Raw genomic sequence first — 15,940 nt, forward strand, 5'->3', positions numbered from 1 at the left:
ACCGACAAAGACCATTTCCCTTATAAAGGGGAGGTGAAGCTTCGGACAATTTGCTGTAAAGATCGTTCACAGCCGGGGATTAGAGAATTTTTTCAAGGCCGTAGACGAGGCTTTTTAAGCCCAGCACCTTACGAATCGCGAGCAGGACGCCCGGCATGTAGGCGGAGCGATCGGTGGTGTCGTGGCGCAGGCTGAAACTCTGGCCCGTGCCGCCGAAGATCACTTCCTGGTGGGCGAGCAGGCCCGGCAGGCGCAGCGAGTGGATGCGGATGTTGCCGGGGACGAGGCCGCCCCGCGCTCCCGCGATGAGTTCTGTCTCCTCTACTTTGGCCGGGTTGAACGCTTTGCCGGTGCTGGCGATGAGCTGGGCAGTGGCAAGGGCGGTGCCGCTCGGAGCGTCCGCCTTCTCGTCGTGGTGCAGCTCGATAATTTCGAGATGATCGAAGTATTCGGCGGCCCGCAAACAGGCTTGCTGCAACAGGATCATACCGATGGCAAAATTGGGGGCGACGACGCAGCCGGTGCTCGCCTTGTCGGCAAATTCCGCCAGATCCGCCAGTTGCTCAGGGGCAATGCCGGTGGTGCCGATGACTGGACGCACACCGTAGGCGATCGCCGTCCGCACTCGGTCGTACAGGCCGCGAGGATGGGTAAAATCAACCATCACCCCCGGCGAGCGCTCCTGGGCGACCATCGCGCAACTGACTTCGAGGTTATCCGTAATCGGCACATCGATGGGACCGATGCCCGCCACCTCCCCGGCGTCGGCGTCGAGGTGACTGCGATCCACCGCCCCGATCACGTACATGTCGGGGGCGGCGTGAACCGCCTTGATCACCTCCCGGCCCATCTTGCCGGCGCAGCCGACCACCAGCACCGGAATCGCCATCGCCCCTTCTCCTGTATTCGTGCCTGTCCAGTGTACGCACCACCGGTGCCCTAAAAGTGATCGTTCATCCAGGGAACCGGTCCGGCAAAAAGGCGTTCGGCAGTCTCGATCGCCTTGGGTGGGGCATCGACCAACCCGAGCGCTGCGAGTTGGCCAGCGCTGAATAGACCGCTGTAGAGCGGGGCGAGGGCGCGAATGTCGAGTCTGCAGTCGCCTCGACCGCCGGGGGTGACCTCGGCCCGGCCTCCAAAGACCGAGAGCACAAAGCGACCGGTGTTCTCCGTAAGCAGGTTGTCCGTCACCTCGATGTGCAATTCGGCTTCGAGGGAGGGGGCGTAGCCGCGCAGATTGAGGGCAGCGCCTAGATCGACGATGCGCAGCATCCAGCGCTCGGCCTGCAGGCGGCAATGCTGCTCCTCAAAAAGTAAGGCGGCGGCTTCGACGGGCGGGCCGTCCCAGAACACCTGCTCGGCCAGCGAGCGGTGATCGGCCAAAAATGTCCACAGCCGCCGCTGCGCCTGGGGGGTGAGGGCGACGAAGTCGCGCACCCCAAGGTCGTAGCCCCGCTCGGTGGCCTGCTGACAAAAGATGACGTAGCCCTCTGGAGCAGACAGCGGCCCGATCCGGTAGGCAAAGAGGCGCGCTCTATCAGAACCCGGATCGAAAATTCGCTCCCAGATCGCCCGGCTGCGGTCCAGTAGACCCGGCTGCCGGTGGGCAAACTGGTGGTACAGCTCGGCCAGCAGCGGCTCGAAGTGCGCCTCGATAGGCTCGACGGCCAGCTGCCGCTCACCTAGATCTAAACTGTGGGCCGGAGCGGACCAGCGGCAGGCGAGGCCCGCCTGCTCGTAGCCCGCCTTGCGATAGACCCGCTGGGTGGCAGGATAGAGCGCCGAGAGCGGCATCCCCTCAGCGTGCAGTTCTCTTAAAGTACCGGCGAGCAGCACCGAGGCAGCACCGCTGCCGCGCCACTCGGGAGCGACGCCCACCGCTGCCAGGCCCGCCATCGGTACACTGCAGCCGCCAAAGTACTGGCCCAGCCGGTAGATACCCAGCCCGCCGACAATTTGTGTACCGACCTGGACGATGCGGTGGTTGGCCTGTCCGATGCGTTCCCCAAAAACAGGCCAGTGCTCGGGCGCGAAATTAAAGCACTGGGTCACCAGTTGGCCCAACTGGTCGAACTGCCCCGCCTGGACTACACCGTACTCGAATGAAACGTTTGTCACAAAATCCCTACCTGAATGTAAGGCAGGATCTTCCAGGATAGAAGAAGCTGCTACTGCGCGATATCGCTATTTTCTCCCTATGTTTACCACTCGCCCCGCCACTTTCGCCCTTGCCTTCGCCCTCTGGCTAGCTGTGCCTGTAGGGGCGCAGGAGGCTACCTCAGCGGGGCTGCAGCAGGCGGAAGTCGCCTTCCGGCGGGCCGATTACGCTGCCGTTGCCCAGAACTGCCCGCGCCTGCTCGCCCGCGACCCGGTTGCGGTATCTACTTTATTACTGTGCGCCGAGGCCCAGCTGCGCCTAGGAGCGCGCGCCGAAGCCCTGATGGGTGTCAACCAGGCGATCCGGCAGGCACCGACCGACGCCCAGGCGTATCTGTTGCGCGCCGAAGTTCGCGCTGCTGCCGGCGACAGGGCCGCTGCCCAGGCGGACTACCGGCAGGTGCTGCTTTTGGGCGGCACGGACGCCGTGAACCTGCGGGCGCAGGGGCTGGCCGAATTTGCCCTGGGCAACAGCGCCGCTGCCCTCGCCGCCCTCGATCGATCGCTTGCCCTCGATTGCACCCAGGAGCGCGCCTTCTTGCAGCGGGGATTGTTGCGCCTGCAAAACCAGGATCAAGAAGGTGCCCGTAGCGACTTCGAGCAGGTAATCGCTCTGGCACCGGACTTTGTGCAGGCCCACGTGCAACTGGGCAAGCTGGCCCTCCTGCAGGGCGACAATGCGGCTGCGATCGCAAGTTTCGATCGGGCGATCGCCATCCATCCCACCGGCATCGCCTACGCGAACCGTGCCCTCGCTTACCTGCGCCTCAAGCAGTACGCGCAGGCGGTGAGCGACTTCGACCGGGCGATCGCTCTGGGTGGGGCGCAGCCGGCCTTTCTCTACCTCAACCGGGGCGTGGCCAGGGGTGAATTGAAAGACTATGCGGCTGCCCTCGCGGATCTGGGCGAAGCGATTCGCCTCGACCCGGACAACGCCGCCGCCTGGGCCAGCCGGGGCCGCCTGTACAACCGGATGAATCATTACCGCTCCGCCCTTGCTGACTTTGACCGGCAGGTGAAGTTGCAGCCCGAGCGACCGGAGGCGTACCTCGAGCGCGCCGAGGTGCGGTTGCAACTGGGCGATCTCGCCGCTGCCCTCGCCGACTTCGATCGGAGCATCCAGATCGATCCCAGGCTGGGCAGAGCCTACTACCAGCGCGCCCTGCTCTACTCGCAGCGGCGCACCTTTCGTCGGGCAATCGCCGATTTTGACCGGGCTCTTGCCCACGGCTACGACAGCCCCCGGCTCTACCTCAATCGCGGCCTCGCCTACGCCCACCTGAGCGACAAGGGTGCAGCCCTCGCGGACTGGCAGAAGGCAGCCGCCCTTTTTAACAGCGGCGACAATCAGGCAGATTATCGCCGCGTCCTCGATCTGATCGACCGCCTGCGCCGTCAGTCGGACCCGGTGGCATAAAACGCTGTATCGTGACTTGAGTGATTGGAAATACTGCGATGGGCAAAAGCGGTTGGTTGGCTTGTCTGGTGGGACTGGCGGTGGCTTTTAAGACGAGCGGAGCGCTGCAGGCAGCTCCCCGGGCCTACCCGGATCTAGTGAACGACTACTTCGACGCCTACTTTGCCGCCAATCCCTCCGCCGGTACCTACGCCGGTTTTCACCAGTACGACAACCAGCTCGAAGACGTTTCGCTTGCAGGCCGCACCCGCTGGATGGCGAAGCTCCACGGTTTTTTGCGCGACTTTGAGGCGATCGACCCGGCTACCTTGAGCCCGAGCGAGCGCGACGACCGCGAACTGGTGATGGCCAACATCCAGGCCATCTTGCTCGAACTGGAGAAGATTCAGATGTGGCGGCACAACCCGGACACCTACCCGAGCGGTGCCACCGGCAGCATCTTTACCCTGGTCAAGCGCAACTTTGCTCCGCCCGCCGACCGGTTGCGCTCGGTGATCGCCCGCGAGGAACGGATTCCCGCTGCCCTTGCCATCGGTGCGGCGCTGATCAAAAATCCGCCGCGCATCTACACCGAGATCGCCCTGCAGCAACTGGCGGGCAACATCGGCTTTTTTGAGACCACCGTGCCCGAAGCCTTCACTTCGATCAAAGACCCGACTCTGCTGGCGCGCTTTCGCCGCAGCAACGCAAAAGTAATCGCCGCCTTGCAAAAGTACGGTCAGGTTCTCAAATCCCAGTTGTTGCCTCGCTCCCAGGGCACCTTCGCCATCGGCCCCGAAAACTACCGGCAGAAGCTCCTGTACGAGGAGATGGTCGATATTCCCCTCGACCGGCTACTGGCCATCGGCTACGAGCAGTTGCGCAAGGACCAGCAGGCGCTCATCGAGACGGCAAAGCGCATCGACCCGGCCAAAACGCCGCGCCAGGTGCAGGCGATCGTCGAGAGCGATCATCCGAGTGCCGCCCAGCTTTTGCCCTCTGCCCAGAAGCAACTCGACGGCCTGCGCCAGTTTCTCATCGACCACCAGATCATCACCGTCCCCGGCGACGTCCAGGCTCAGGTCGAGGAGACGCCGCCTTTTTTGCGCGCCCTCACCTTCGCCTCGATGGACACCCCCGGCCCCTACGAGACGAAGGCGACCGAGGCTTACTACAACATCACCCTCCCCGATCCGAAGTGGCCCGCCAAAAAACAGGAGGAGTACCTGCGCGGCTACAACTACCCGCTTCTCAACAACGTCTCGGTCCACGAAGTCTGGCCCGGCCACTACACCCAGTTTCTCTGGCTCAAAAACACTCCAGACCTCTCGAAGGTGCGCAAGCTCATCACCGCCGGTTCCAACTCCGAGGGCTGGGCGCACTACAGCGAGCAGATGATGCTCGACGAAGGACTGGGCAACGGCGATCCGAAGTTGCGCTTTGCCCAACTGGTAGACGCCCTGCTGCGCGACTGCCGCTATATCGTCGGCATCCAGATGCACACGAAGGGGATGAGCCTGGCCCAGGGCGTCGAATTTTTCGTCAAAGAAGGCTACCAGCCTCGCGTCAACGCCGAGATCGAGGCCAGGCGCGGCACCGCCGATCCGACCTACCTGGTCTATACCCTGGGCAAGCTCGAAATCTTCAAACTGCGCGACGACTACAAAAAGAAATTGGGCGATCAGTTCTCCCTGCGCGACTTCCACGATCGCTTCGTCAAAGCCGGTGCCCCGCCCATCAAGCTCCTGCGGCGCGAACTGTTGGGCGACGACAGCCCGACCCTTTAAGCTGGATTCGTACTCAGGAGAATCTGCTGTGACCCCGGTTCTAGAAGCCGCCCGCTTCGACCGCGACGGCCTCATCCCTGCCGTCGTGCAGGATGTTCTCGACGGCACCGTTCTCATGGTGGCCTGGATGAACCGCGAAGCCCTCCAAAGAACCCTCGAACGCGGTGAAACCTGGTTTTGGAGCCGTTCGCGTCAGGAACTCTGGCACAAGGGGGCGACCTCCGGGCACTTGCAAAAAGTGCGCGACCTCCGCTACGACTGCGACAGCGACGTGTTGCTTGTCACCGTCGAGCAACAGGGGGACATCGCCTGCCACCTGGGAGAGCGCAGCTGTTTTCACCGCGACGAATTCGGAAGCTACAGCCTGCCCCCCGCCGACACCCTCTCCCAGGTCTTCCGGGTAATCGAGGAGCGCAAGGCCCACCCCAGCCCCGACTCCTACACCAGTCGCCTGCTCGAAAAAGGCTCCAACGCCATTCTCAAAAAGCTGGGCGAAGAAACCGCCGAAGTGGTGATGGCCGCCAAGGACGGCGAACGGGTAGCAGAAGAAGTCGCGGACCTCTGGTACCACACCCTTGTGCTCCTCGCCCACGCCAACGTCGATATTCTCGACGTGTACCGGGTACTCCAGCAGCGGCGACGGTAGAATGGCTAGACTCTACCGGCTACTAACCTGTTTTCTTCCGTCGAAAGTTAGATGGGTTTCTGCCAGTGAGAAGCCCCAGAACATTTTTATGAAAAGCAAAGCAGCGCTGACTTCGGTGACGATTATTCTAGTGAGCTGCTTTTTTAGCCCCGCCGGATCGGTCAGCGCTAAAGTTCTCCAATCTGAGGATTACCAGAAGATCCGGCTTGGGGGTTCAAAAGCGGGCTATGCAGCGAACTACGACCCATTCGCACAAACTCCACCATCGGACAGGATTGAAAAAGCCGTTCAGGATCTACTGGAGGCTGCGAACGATCATCTTGTCAACGGCAACAAGATCAAAGCCGTTGAAGAGTACACTGAAGCGATAAAACTCGATCCGACTAACTACGTCTCCTACTACAATCGCTGCTTCGCTCGTAATGCAATCGGTGAACAGGACGGAGCTTTAGAAGACTGCAATCAGGCTCTAAGGTTAAATTCTAGCTGTTCCTACGCTTACTACATTCGAGGCATTATCTATATTGCTCGAAAAAACAAGTGGGCAGCCCTTGACGACCTGGAGCACGCTGCTACGCTTTTTAAGTCCGAGGGTAACTACCAGTACGAAGCAGCAGCAAGAAAGCGGATGAAGGAGGCAGCTTGTCCTCTGTGTCCGTAGCGTGCAATTCTACCTGCAATATGAGTGAAGCAATCTGTGGGCGTGAATCGGTGTACGGCGCAGACCTCACCCGTGGTCGCAAGTACGAGATTCTGGAGTTGGACGAGGCCAAAGGCCAGGTTAAAGTCAGAGGCAATCGCGGTCGGATGCGCTGGTATCCCCTGTCGTGCTTTGACTTCGACGTCCCGGCGGCAGCTGTTCTATCTACTGTCGAAGTGCAATCGGAGTACGAAGCTGATCCCAGCCAGTACGTGGAGGTGATTGTTGGCCTGTCGGACGGTCAGCGCCGCTGGTGCATCTTCGCGACTCCTGCAGCCCTGATAGAAATGGGGGATCCACTCAAAGGAACAACTGTGCGGGTCTTGTATGGCGCTCCTCACCTGATTGTGGCTACGGCAATTGACGAGGAAATTATTCACCGCACGTTGCACCACATCGACAGTCAGGGCGAACTACTGGCCTGTACTCTGCCACTTGGGGTGAAGGGCTGAAAACGCACCAAATTCCTCAGCTGTCACGCAGGCTATGAGCAACGTCAGTTCGGGATAAAAAAGGCGGTCCGCATAGGGTGAAGCCGGTGTGCGGACTGATAGCCCACTACCACCAACCGAAGAAGCCTTTCAGCGGCTGGGACTACCGACCTGCTCACTGCTTAACCCAGGATCGTCACCCGCTCTTCGGGGCGGGGTCGTCCGAAGCGCTGCCAGGCGCTGCCGCCGCGCAAAAATAACTCCATCCACCGCACCCCGGTGCCGTCGGGCTTTTGCCAGCCGGAACTGCCCGGTGCAAAGGCCAGGGTGCCCTCGGGGACTTTGAAGCTGCCGTCAGAATAAACTGCATCGCTCACCACATCCCCGACCCGGATTATGAGCTTGGTGCCCACTTCCCGCTGCAACTGCGATTGATCGATCGTCGTCTTGAGGTTGCCGAAGCCGTCTACCCAGGCGATGCGCTCCGCCGGCACAGCGGGCAGGCGGTCGCGATCGAGTTCGGCTCCTAAGAGTGCTTCGTCTCCGGCGGCGATCTTCGCTGCTGCCTGCGGAAAGATATCCCGCGAGCGAAACTGCGAACCGGCCCGCGCCACGTTCACCCAGCGCAACGAGAGGGCGCTGTCTTTAATAAACGAGAGGGTGTAACCAGCGTTGACGCCCACGGTGCGCACGCCGCCGGGCAATAGCGCGTAGACCAGTCCTTCGCCTTCGTTGTCCTGGCGCGGCTGCACGTCGTCCTTGCGCGGAGCACAGTTGTGGTAGATAAGCAGGTCAGCAGGAGCCGGGTTCAGCCCCAGTTGGGCCACCCAGAAGCCGGTGGCGAGGGTGGCAAAAGGCGGCACCGACAAAGGCAGAATCTGGGCATTGCCCAAATAGAAGCCCAGGCGCTGGGCCACCTCCGAGAAGGCTGGATCGCCCGTGCCGTAGTCGGCGATCAGATGAACGAGCATGGCGGTACTCCGGAAATTACTGGCGCAGGGCCGCGATGTCCTCGGCAGCGGTGGGTGGTTCGGTCCGGCCACCGAGGTACTTGGCTAGAAACTGCTCGGCGGCGGCGTAGAACTTGAGGCGATTTTCGGGCCTGACAAAGCCGTGGCCCTCGTCTGCGAAGACAAGGTACTCGACGGGCTTGTTGTTCTTGCGCAGGGCGGCGACGATCTGATCGCTTTCGGCTTTGGTGACGCGGGGATCGTTCGCTCCCTGGGCGATCAAGAGGGGAGCGGTGATCCGGTCCACCTTGAACAGGGGCGAGCGCGCTTCGAGGTCCGCCCGATCGGCGGGATTGTCGGGGTTGCCCACGAAGGGGTACCAGGTGTTCGACAGGTACGGCCCCCAGTAGGGCGGAAAGCTTTTGATCAAAGACACCAGATTGGAAGGGCCGACGATATCGACGCCGCAGCGGAACAGCTCCGGTGTAAAGGTGAGGCCCACCAGCGTCGCGTAACCGCCGTAGCTGCCGCCGTAGATGCAGACTTTTTTGGGATCGGCGTGGCCCTTGCCCACCGCCCACTGCACCGCATCCACCAGGTCGTCGTGCATTCGGGCAGAAAACTGCTTTTTGGCGGCGTTCTTGAAATTCTTGCCGAAACCGGTGGAACCCCGGTAGTTGACCTGCAGCACGGCGTAGCCCCGGTTGGCGAGCCACTGCGCCTCCGGGTCGTACCCCCAGTTGTCCCGCGCCCAGGGACCGCCGTGGACGTTGAGTACCAGCGGCAGGTTCTTCGCCGGGACGCCCACCGGCAGCGTCAGGTACGACGGCAGCGACAGACCATCGCGGGCCGGAATCTCGACGGGCTGCATCGAGGCAAGCTTGTAGCGCTCGAGTTTGGGGCGGGTGGTGAATAGATACGTGCTCTTTTTTGTCCTGCGGTCCCAGACGAAGTAGCGCGTCGGGGCGTTGTCGGCGGTGTAGACCACCAGCCAGCTTTTATCTGCCAGATCGCGGTTGGCAACATCGAAGTTGCCAGGAGAAACTTTTGCCAGTTCGGCAAAATCCTGCTTCACAGCCGGGTCGAGCACCTGCCAGCGCACCCGGTCGCGGTCAAAGGCAACCGCCTGCACCCGACGGCTGCGCGGTTCGATAAATAGATCCGCCAGGTCAGTCGTCTTGTCGTCGGCGAGCAGGTTCAATTTGCCTGTCGCTATATCCAGCGCGTATAGACCGAGGGTATCGGCACCGAGATTGGTGGTGACGGCGATCGTCTTGCCGTCCTTTGAAAAATCTACGGGGTCGAAGGTATCGTCCACCGACCAGGAGATCGCCGTGCGCCAGGGGGCCTTTTCGTTGTCGCGCAGCTTGAGGTCGCCCCCGCCGGTGGCCTTCAGTTCAACCGCTCCGCGCACCTGAAAATCAGAATCGACCAGCCAGTTGCCGTAGTTGCCGGGGTTTTCGGCGGCCAGCACCAGTTCACCGCTCACCAGATCCAGCCGGTAGGGCTCGAAGAGGGCCTTGTTGCGGCGATTGAGGGTAATGACGACCTGATTGGGGCGCTCCGGCTCCAGCGACAGGAGCGAGGCGCGCACGCCGCTAAAAGGTGTGAGATCCCGCGTCCGGTCCCTGTCTGGGTCAACGGCGTACAGGTGATAGTTCTCGTCGCCGTCTTTGTCCTGCAGGTAGAGCAGATCCTGGTTGTAGGCCCAGAGGTAAATGGTGATGCCGCGCTTTTTGTCCTGGGTCACCTGGCGATCGTCTTCTTTGCCGATCGTCCGCACCCAGACCTGCAAGATGTTCTGCGCGTCCGCCTTGAGATAGGCGAGCTTTTTGCCGTCCGGCGATATCTGGGGGCTGGCCTTCTCAGGATTGTCGAAGAGCACTGCGCGGGGAATCAAAGGCGGCAACTCCGCCGAGGCCGGCGGCACCGTCAGGAGCGAGCAGCCCGCGAGCACTGCCCCAACGACCAGCGATTTGAGGAGATAGCGCATCAGGACACCGATGAGTGTGTTCCATCTGCCAAAGTACCACCCCAACCGGGCAATCTAAAACCGAGGCTAGCGGTGAGCGACGGTGCTTATCGGCTCGGCAGCGGCCCACTCGCGGCGCGATTTAGCAAGACAGCCGCCGTCAAACTGCTCGCGTGCCAACTCCTGCGCCCGCTGTTGCGCTTCGAGATACGCTTCGGGCTCAAAGTCCTCTGGACAGCTGGTGAGCAGATAGCGGCCACCGTTGAGGCGCAGGTCTCTCGTCGCTTTGATCTCGACATCCTTGTTGTCGGCGAACCTGATCTGCAGGTTGCCCACCCGCAGGAGCAACCCATCCTTGCGGTGCTCGACTTTCAGATTCCACAGCAAAAACCAGAGCAGTTTCAACAGATCCATGCAGGTAGCGTCCTTGGGAGAGTTATCCGACAAAAGTGTTGGTGCTGGCGCTGGTGCAGACGCCGGCGCAGTTGTTGGCATCGGTGAGTCGGTGGGCAGGTTTGCCCTCGTGGAAGACCCGCGTAGAGCCGGTGAGCGTTACTGCGCCGCAGTTGACGCCGTCGCCAATCACCGAGACGAGGCGGCCATTGCAGAACGTCCGGGTGCATTGCATGATCGTGATCGCTCCGGTCTTGACCGTGCAGGGGTTAGAAGGACAGGTCTCCATATCCCCCTGGCGCGCTTGCGGCAATCCCATCAAAAACCTCCACAGCAAAAGTAACAGCGGTGTCCTAGAACTATAGGGAGAAGGGTTCGCTCAAGCTAGGGACTGGTCTGGCGGGGGGTAGCACCGTTTTGGGCGGGTACGAACTGCTCGATCACTGCCTTGCGCAGCAGGGCCGGGGGCAACAACCCCTGCGCCAGGATGAAGTCGTGGAACTTCTGCTGGTCAAAGCGGCTGCCTAAGAGCTTTTCGGTCTGCTGGCGGAGGTCTGTGAGCCTGGTGTAGCCGTAGAAGTAGGCGGTGGCCTGGCCGGGGGCGCGGAAGGTGTAGCGCTCGACTTCCTGGTTGGCAAAAGGTTCGGAGAGCACCACGTCCTGGGTGAGCACGCGCATCGCCTCCTGGGGCGTCACCTTGCCCGACTGCAACTCTGGATCAAGAAAGGCGCGGGCCGCCCGCAACAGCCTGAGCTGCAGCGAGATGAGCTGGCCTTCCGGCGGCATAAACGGGTAGGTGATCGCCTCCGAATAAAGCCCCCAGCCCTCGACGTTGGTGCTGTTGAAGGCGTAGATGGCGCGGGCATTGGAGACGCCCTTTTCGATAATCGAGGCAAACTGCAGCTCGTGGCCGGGCCGCGCCTCGTGGGCGGTGAGCGTCCAGGAGGCCGCCGCAAAGGTAAAGTCGTTGACCCGCTCGGTCTTGCCCGCCGGCGCACCGGGAGGGGCCGGAATGACGAGGGGCAAAACGAATTCTCCCTGCTCGCCCTTGTTGCCCAGCAGGCGGGGCGGACGCATGTGGGGAGCCGGTTGCGCTGCACTCTCGGCGGCACTGGCAAGCACGATCCGGGCGGGCCGACCCGGTAGGGTCACCAGTCGCTCGCTCACGATGATCTGCTCGATCTGCTTGAGGCGATCTTGATAGTGGGGCAGAATCGCATCGCCCACCAACTGGTCTTTTTTGAGTTCGCGAATCACATCTCGGTAATCGCTGAGGTTGTAGCCTTTTGCCTTTGCAACCTGCAAGGCAAGCTGCTGCATCTTTTGCTGGATGTCGCCGAAGGCGGCGTGGGCCTGAGCGGTGAGCTGTTCTGGGGGAATATCGACGCCCACCTGCTCGAGAGAAAAAGCGTACAGCTCAGGCGGCTCACGAAAATCAGCGCGCGCTTTGGGCAGAATCTCCTTGCGCACAAAGGCGTCGTAGCTGGCCAGTTGAGCCTTGAGTCTGGCCAGGGGTTGCTGGTAGTCGGCTATCTGGTATTTGGCAAAAAGCTTGTCGATCCCGTCGATGAAGGTGGCACTGTTGGCTAAATTCTTCTCAACCTCGGCGCGGAACGGATAGAGCAATCCCGGCTGCGCCCGCCGCTCGCGGATGCGTGCCTCCGCCAGGACAACGAGCGGCTGATAACCCGGCTCTAAACCGGCGTAGCGCTTGAGGCGCACCAGAGCCGCCGGACGCCGGGCGGGCGCTACTTGATCGTCGAGCAAACTCTGGGTACTGAAGAAGACCAGTTGCGCCAGATTGAAGTACGGCAACTCGTACTTGCGCTCCAGTTCACTGCCGCGAATGCCTTGATCGGCGGCGCGAATCAGAATTTCAAGATCCTGGCGCACGAGGGGATCACTCTCGCTCGTAAGACGGCGCTTGAGTTCCGCCGCCACCCTGGCCGTCGCCTGCTGCTGGCGGACATCGTAGCCGCTGCTTAGATCGATGACTTTTTCATCGAGCCCCTCGACGCCCAACTGCCCGGCCCGCTCCGGCGCGTAGCGGGCAGTCACATCCAGCAGCAACTGGGTATTGGCGTTGCTGCGCTCAAGCCAGGAGGGGGCAACTGACTTAGAAACGGGCGCTGTACTGGTCTGGGCAAAAACCGCTCCATCCACGAGCGAACCGCTCAAGGCCAGAAGAGCAGCCCCCAACACAACCGAACGGCGAATCAAAGCACTCATCGGCACACCTGTCCTGACAAACAGCGGACCGACTGCAAACAGCCGGCCATTGTTCCTGTCGTACCAGAAAAGTGGGCAATCTGACCAGAGATTATGGACGAATGTCCCAAAAACTGCTAAAATTGTCTCGTTACTCAAACAGCCCAAACGCCTGCCGCAAGCCAGGATCAAGCAGATTTCCAGAATGAGGACGGCCTCCTGTTCTATCGGGACACTTCTACTCCGGTCGGACTTCATCATTACGCTTGTAACATTTATGTAGTACAATGGGGTTATGGAGATAGGCCGTCAGGGTTTGGTCTGTTTTTTTGCGAGGAGGGTGCCATGAGCCACCAGAATGTCCATCAGCGCTGTCCCGACTGCGGCAGTTTCGATATCCGGCTTTCGCGCCGCCGGGGCATCGAGTGGCTGGCCCCTTTCTTCGGGTTGTCGAGCTACCGGTGCCGCCAGTGCTCCGCTATCTTCTTCCAGGAAGTAGAAGAGGAGCAGCCCGCTGCTGAGGGCGGGACTGCCGCCGGTGGGTGGGTTTGTTAGCTCACCAGCACTGTAGCGGGGGGCAGGATGGAGACTCCACCCTGCCCCCCGCTATTTTTGGAGCACAATTGTGGAGTATGGACAGCCAACAGACGCCTTCCAGGCTCGCGGTGATCGGCGATGTACACAGTTGCGCCGCTCAGCTTGAGCGTCTGCTTACAAAGTTGCCCCCTGGCTACGAACCTGTTTTTGTCGGGGATTTAGTCGATCGCGGTCCCGATCCGGTGGGGGTGCTCGACGCAATTATCGACAACAACTTTCGAGTCGTGCGCGGCAACCACGACGACAAACTCTACCGGGCTCTCAAGGGCAACCCGGTGCAGGTGGGTCCAGACCTGGCCTTTACCCTCGAGCGCATCCGATCGCAACCGGCGGGCTGGCGCGAGCGGCTAGTAAGCTGGCTCGCCGGATTGCCCACGGCCCTGGTCTTTCCGGGCATAGCGATTGCCCACGCCTACTGGAGCCCGACCTGCCCCCCGGACGAACATCTGTGGGGACCGCGCTTCCACGACGAGGAGGGCACGATCTTTCGGGTGCGCTGGTGGGACGTTCCGGCCTACTGGACACCCGGTATTCAAGTGGTCTTTGGCCACTACCATCTGCCGGTGCTGACGCCCCATGCCGTCTGTGTCGATTTTGGCGCGCCCGAAGGTCCGCTCGCCGCCTACCTGACCGATACGCATCAGTTCATCGTCGAACCGCCTACAAAAGTAGCCCGCAAGTAGGTGCTCACGTTCGAGAGGCCGTACTCGCCAAAGGCAGGCGCACCGCGAAGTGGCTGCCCCGATCCGGCGCACTTTCGACGCTGATCGTTCCGCCGTGGGCCTCGACGATACTGCGGGCGATGGCCAGCCCGAGGCCCGAGCCATCGCGGTTTCGGCGAGCCCGATCCGCCTGCCAGAAGCGATCGAAGATATAGGGCAGGTCCGCCGGAGCGATCCCGATGCCGGTGTCTGCGACCGTGAGCCAGGCCCGTTTTTCTTGCCGGGCAAGGCTGACGGTGATCGTGCCGCCGGGGGGCGTAAACTTGAAGGCATTTTCTAACAGATTGACCAGCACGCAGCGCAGTTGCTCCGCTTTTCCCCGCACCCACAGATTCGATCCATCGGCGGCTTCGCGGTAGTCGAGGGTGAGACCCTGGCTTGCGGCGCGGGGCGTAAATTCGGCCATGCTGGCCCTGGTGAGTTCGGCGAGGGCCACAGGCCGGGCATCTTGCCCGCCACTATTGCTGCTGCGGGCGAGCATGAGCAGTTCCTGCACCAGGTTAAGGAGCTGGCGGCTGGCATCCTCGATGAGCAAAAATTTTTGCTTGTCGCCGGGGCGCATTCCCTCTGGGTACTTGAGGGCGACGGCGCTGTTGGTCATGATCGCCGTGAGCGGACTGCGCAGTTCGTGCCCGGCGTCGCCGGTAAACTGCTCCAGCCTGCGAAAGGTGTCCTCCACAGGCTGGATCACCAGATCGGTGAGCCACCAGCCACCGGCGGCGCTCAACAGGAGAGCTGCCGGGATGGCGGCGGCCAGCACCCACAACAGTTGCCGCCGGTTCTCCTCGATTGCGCCCAGCGGGCGTACCACCCGCAGATAACCCACCAGGTTCCCACTGCGCGGTTCGTAGACCGCTTCGCACCAGCTGCGCCAGCCACCGGCCCAATTTTGAAAGCGGCCAGCCTCTGGCGGTCCGTCTGTGAGTTCTCCCGGTCCAGCCGCCCCGAGGGTTCGTAGCGGCGATCCCCGCCAGTCGAACCACTGCACGAGGGTATCGGCGGCAGCGGTGTCGGATGGACGCGGAGTACTGCGAAAGTCGAAGCGGCCCCCCTCGATATCGACGCTGGCAACGGCGGTGTGGGCAAAATCGACGAGCTGCCGGTCGAAGCGCTCCCGCAGGGCGTGCTCGAAAAAAAGACTGATCCCGGCGGCAAAGACGACGAGCACCCCCGCGAGTACGCCGAGAAAGCCCGCCAGGAGCCGTCTGCGCGTCAGTTGAAACAGGGGCTGCTCAAAGCGCATGGCTGTTGTCCGGCAACTCCAGCCGATAGCCAAAGCCGTGCAACGTGCGCAGCAGATCCGCCGGTGCCCCGGCTGCCTGCAGTTTGCGGCGCAGCCGCAGGATGTGGGTCTTGACTAGATCCTCTCCGCCCCCCTGGCTGGTATCCCAGAGCCTCTCCAAGAGCGCCTCGCGGCTGAAGGTGCAGCCAGGATGGCGCAAAAAGCATTCGAGCAGCCGAAATTCCCTTGGGGTGAGCGCCAGAGCCTGCCCGGCGTAGCTCGCCTGCAGGCGGGCCGGATCGAGGCTCAGATTGCCCACTTTGAGCACGCGGGCGCGGGTAGGACCGTTGCGCCTGAGCAAGGCCCGTACCCGCGCCCCCAGTTCGTCGAGACTAAAAGGCTTCACCAGGTAGTCGTCCGCGCCACTGTCCAGGCCCCGCACCCGATCGCCGGTGCGGTCGAGGGCCGTGAGGAGCAAAATCGGCACCTCCAGGCCCCGGTCCCGCAATTCCCGGCAGAGGGTGAGCCCATCGAAGCCCGGCAGCATGATATCGAGCAGCACCAGGTCGTAGCTGACACTGGTGGCGTAGTGCAGCCCGGTCGGCCCGTCTACTGCCAGATCGACGACGTAGCACTGGTGGAGCAGATCCTCCTGGATCGGCAGCGCGATCCGCTCGTCGTCCTCGACCAGCAAAATTCTCATAATTACCGTCCACTGCGGATGGTGCCAGTAAAGGACCACTCTACAGAAGCCGGGTT

At 61.9% G+C, this 15,940-nt stretch carries 16 protein-coding genes; 7 read left to right on the plus strand and 9 right to left on the minus strand.

Going from position 1 to position 15,940, the window contains the following annotated elements; genetic code table 11:
* Positions 1 to 79: 79 nt before the first annotated feature.
* Positions 80 to 889: a 4-hydroxy-tetrahydrodipicolinate reductase gene (gene dapB / locus GKIL_RS17070; protein ID WP_023175045.1), complete on the minus strand. Its 810-nt coding sequence runs from the start codon at positions 887 to 889 to the stop codon at positions 80 to 82.
* A 50-nt stretch (positions 890 to 939) separates the two neighbouring features.
* Positions 940 to 2,118, minus strand: coding sequence for a GNAT family N-acetyltransferase (locus GKIL_RS17075; RefSeq protein ID WP_023175046.1), 1,179 nt, complete (start codon positions 2,116 to 2,118; stop codon positions 940 to 942).
* Between the two features lie 79 nt (positions 2,119 to 2,197).
* Here GKIL_RS17075 and GKIL_RS24940 point away from each other — a divergent pair, with 79 nt between their 5' ends.
* The 5 genes from GKIL_RS24940 to GKIL_RS22945 all read left to right on the plus strand — a co-directional run bounded on the left by GKIL_RS24940 (position 2,198) and on the right by GKIL_RS22945 (position 7,138).
* On the plus strand, positions 2,198 to 3,574 hold the full coding sequence (locus GKIL_RS24940) for a tetratricopeptide repeat protein (RefSeq protein WP_023175047.1): 1,377 nt from the start codon (positions 2,198 to 2,200) through the stop codon (positions 3,572 to 3,574).
* Between the two features lie 38 nt (positions 3,575 to 3,612).
* The gene (locus GKIL_RS17085; protein WP_023175048.1) at positions 3,613 to 5,340 is read left to right on the plus strand and encodes a DUF885 domain-containing protein; all 1,728 of its coding nucleotides are present in this window, start codon (positions 3,613 to 3,615) and stop codon (positions 5,338 to 5,340) included.
* Position 5,341: 1 nt separating this feature from the next.
* Entirely contained in the window at positions 5,342 to 5,986 is a 645-nt protein-coding gene (hisIE, locus tag GKIL_RS17090) for a bifunctional phosphoribosyl-AMP cyclohydrolase/phosphoribosyl-ATP diphosphatase HisIE (RefSeq protein ID WP_041244947.1), read from the plus strand.
* A gap of 88 nt (positions 5,987 to 6,074) precedes the next feature.
* On the plus strand, positions 6,075 to 6,647 hold the full coding sequence (locus GKIL_RS22940) for a tetratricopeptide repeat protein (RefSeq protein WP_023175050.1): 573 nt from the start codon (positions 6,075 to 6,077) through the stop codon (positions 6,645 to 6,647).
* Between the two features lie 20 nt (positions 6,648 to 6,667).
* Complete coding sequence (locus tag GKIL_RS22945; RefSeq protein WP_023175051.1) at positions 6,668 to 7,138, plus strand: hypothetical protein; 471 nt, start codon at positions 6,668 to 6,670, stop codon at positions 7,136 to 7,138.
* A 161-nt stretch (positions 7,139 to 7,299) separates the two neighbouring features.
* Here the strand turns inward: GKIL_RS22945 and GKIL_RS17105 are convergent, their stop codons facing one another.
* From GKIL_RS17105 to GKIL_RS17125, 5 genes are all read right to left on the minus strand, one after another.
* A complete protein-coding gene (locus GKIL_RS17105) occupies positions 7,300 to 8,088 on the minus strand; it encodes an SAM hydrolase/SAM-dependent halogenase family protein (RefSeq protein ID WP_023175052.1) in 789 nt (262 codons plus the stop codon).
* Between the two features lie 16 nt (positions 8,089 to 8,104).
* Positions 8,105 to 10,060: a S9 family peptidase gene (locus GKIL_RS17110; protein WP_023175053.1), complete on the minus strand. Its 1,956-nt coding sequence runs from the start codon at positions 10,058 to 10,060 to the stop codon at positions 8,105 to 8,107.
* A gap of 66 nt (positions 10,061 to 10,126) precedes the next feature.
* Positions 10,127 to 10,453 carry a hypothetical protein gene (locus GKIL_RS17115; protein ID WP_023175054.1) on the minus strand — a complete coding sequence of 109 codons (327 nt, stop codon included), beginning with the start codon at positions 10,451 to 10,453 and terminating at the stop codon, positions 10,127 to 10,129.
* A 22-nt stretch (positions 10,454 to 10,475) separates the two neighbouring features.
* On the minus strand, positions 10,476 to 10,751 hold the full coding sequence (locus GKIL_RS17120; protein ID WP_023175055.1) for a PAAR domain-containing protein: 276 nt from the start codon (positions 10,749 to 10,751) through the stop codon (positions 10,476 to 10,478).
* A 65-nt stretch (positions 10,752 to 10,816) separates the two neighbouring features.
* A complete protein-coding gene (locus tag GKIL_RS17125; RefSeq protein WP_144080425.1) occupies positions 10,817 to 12,661 on the minus strand; it encodes a DUF885 domain-containing protein in 1,845 nt (614 codons plus the stop codon).
* 324 nt (positions 12,662 to 12,985) lie between these two features.
* Between GKIL_RS17125 and GKIL_RS17130 the strand changes: the two genes are divergently transcribed.
* Complete coding sequence (locus GKIL_RS17130) at positions 12,986 to 13,195, plus strand: hypothetical protein (protein WP_023175058.1); 210 nt, start codon at positions 12,986 to 12,988, stop codon at positions 13,193 to 13,195.
* Between the two features lie 77 nt (positions 13,196 to 13,272).
* Positions 13,273 to 13,920, plus strand: a complete 648-nt coding sequence (locus tag GKIL_RS17135; RefSeq protein WP_023175059.1) for a metallophosphoesterase — start codon at positions 13,273 to 13,275, stop codon at positions 13,918 to 13,920.
* A 4-nt stretch (positions 13,921 to 13,924) separates the two neighbouring features.
* Here GKIL_RS17135 and GKIL_RS17140 read toward each other — a convergent pair whose 3' ends face one another.
* Positions 13,925 to 15,202 carry a sensor histidine kinase gene (locus GKIL_RS17140; protein WP_023175060.1) on the minus strand — a complete coding sequence of 426 codons (1,278 nt, stop codon included), beginning with the start codon at positions 15,200 to 15,202 and terminating at the stop codon, positions 13,925 to 13,927.
* Positions 15,192 to 15,884, minus strand: a complete 693-nt coding sequence (locus tag GKIL_RS17145) for a response regulator transcription factor (protein ID WP_023175061.1) — start codon at positions 15,882 to 15,884, stop codon at positions 15,192 to 15,194. Before GKIL_RS17145 ends, GKIL_RS17140 begins: the two co-directional genes overlap by 11 nt.
* Positions 15,885 to 15,940 lie beyond the last annotated feature (56 nt).

The organism is Gloeobacter kilaueensis JS1 (assembly GCF_000484535.1).
In the GTDB taxonomy this organism is placed as follows: Bacteria; Cyanobacteriota; Cyanobacteriia; order Gloeobacterales; family Gloeobacteraceae; genus Gloeobacter; species Gloeobacter kilaueensis.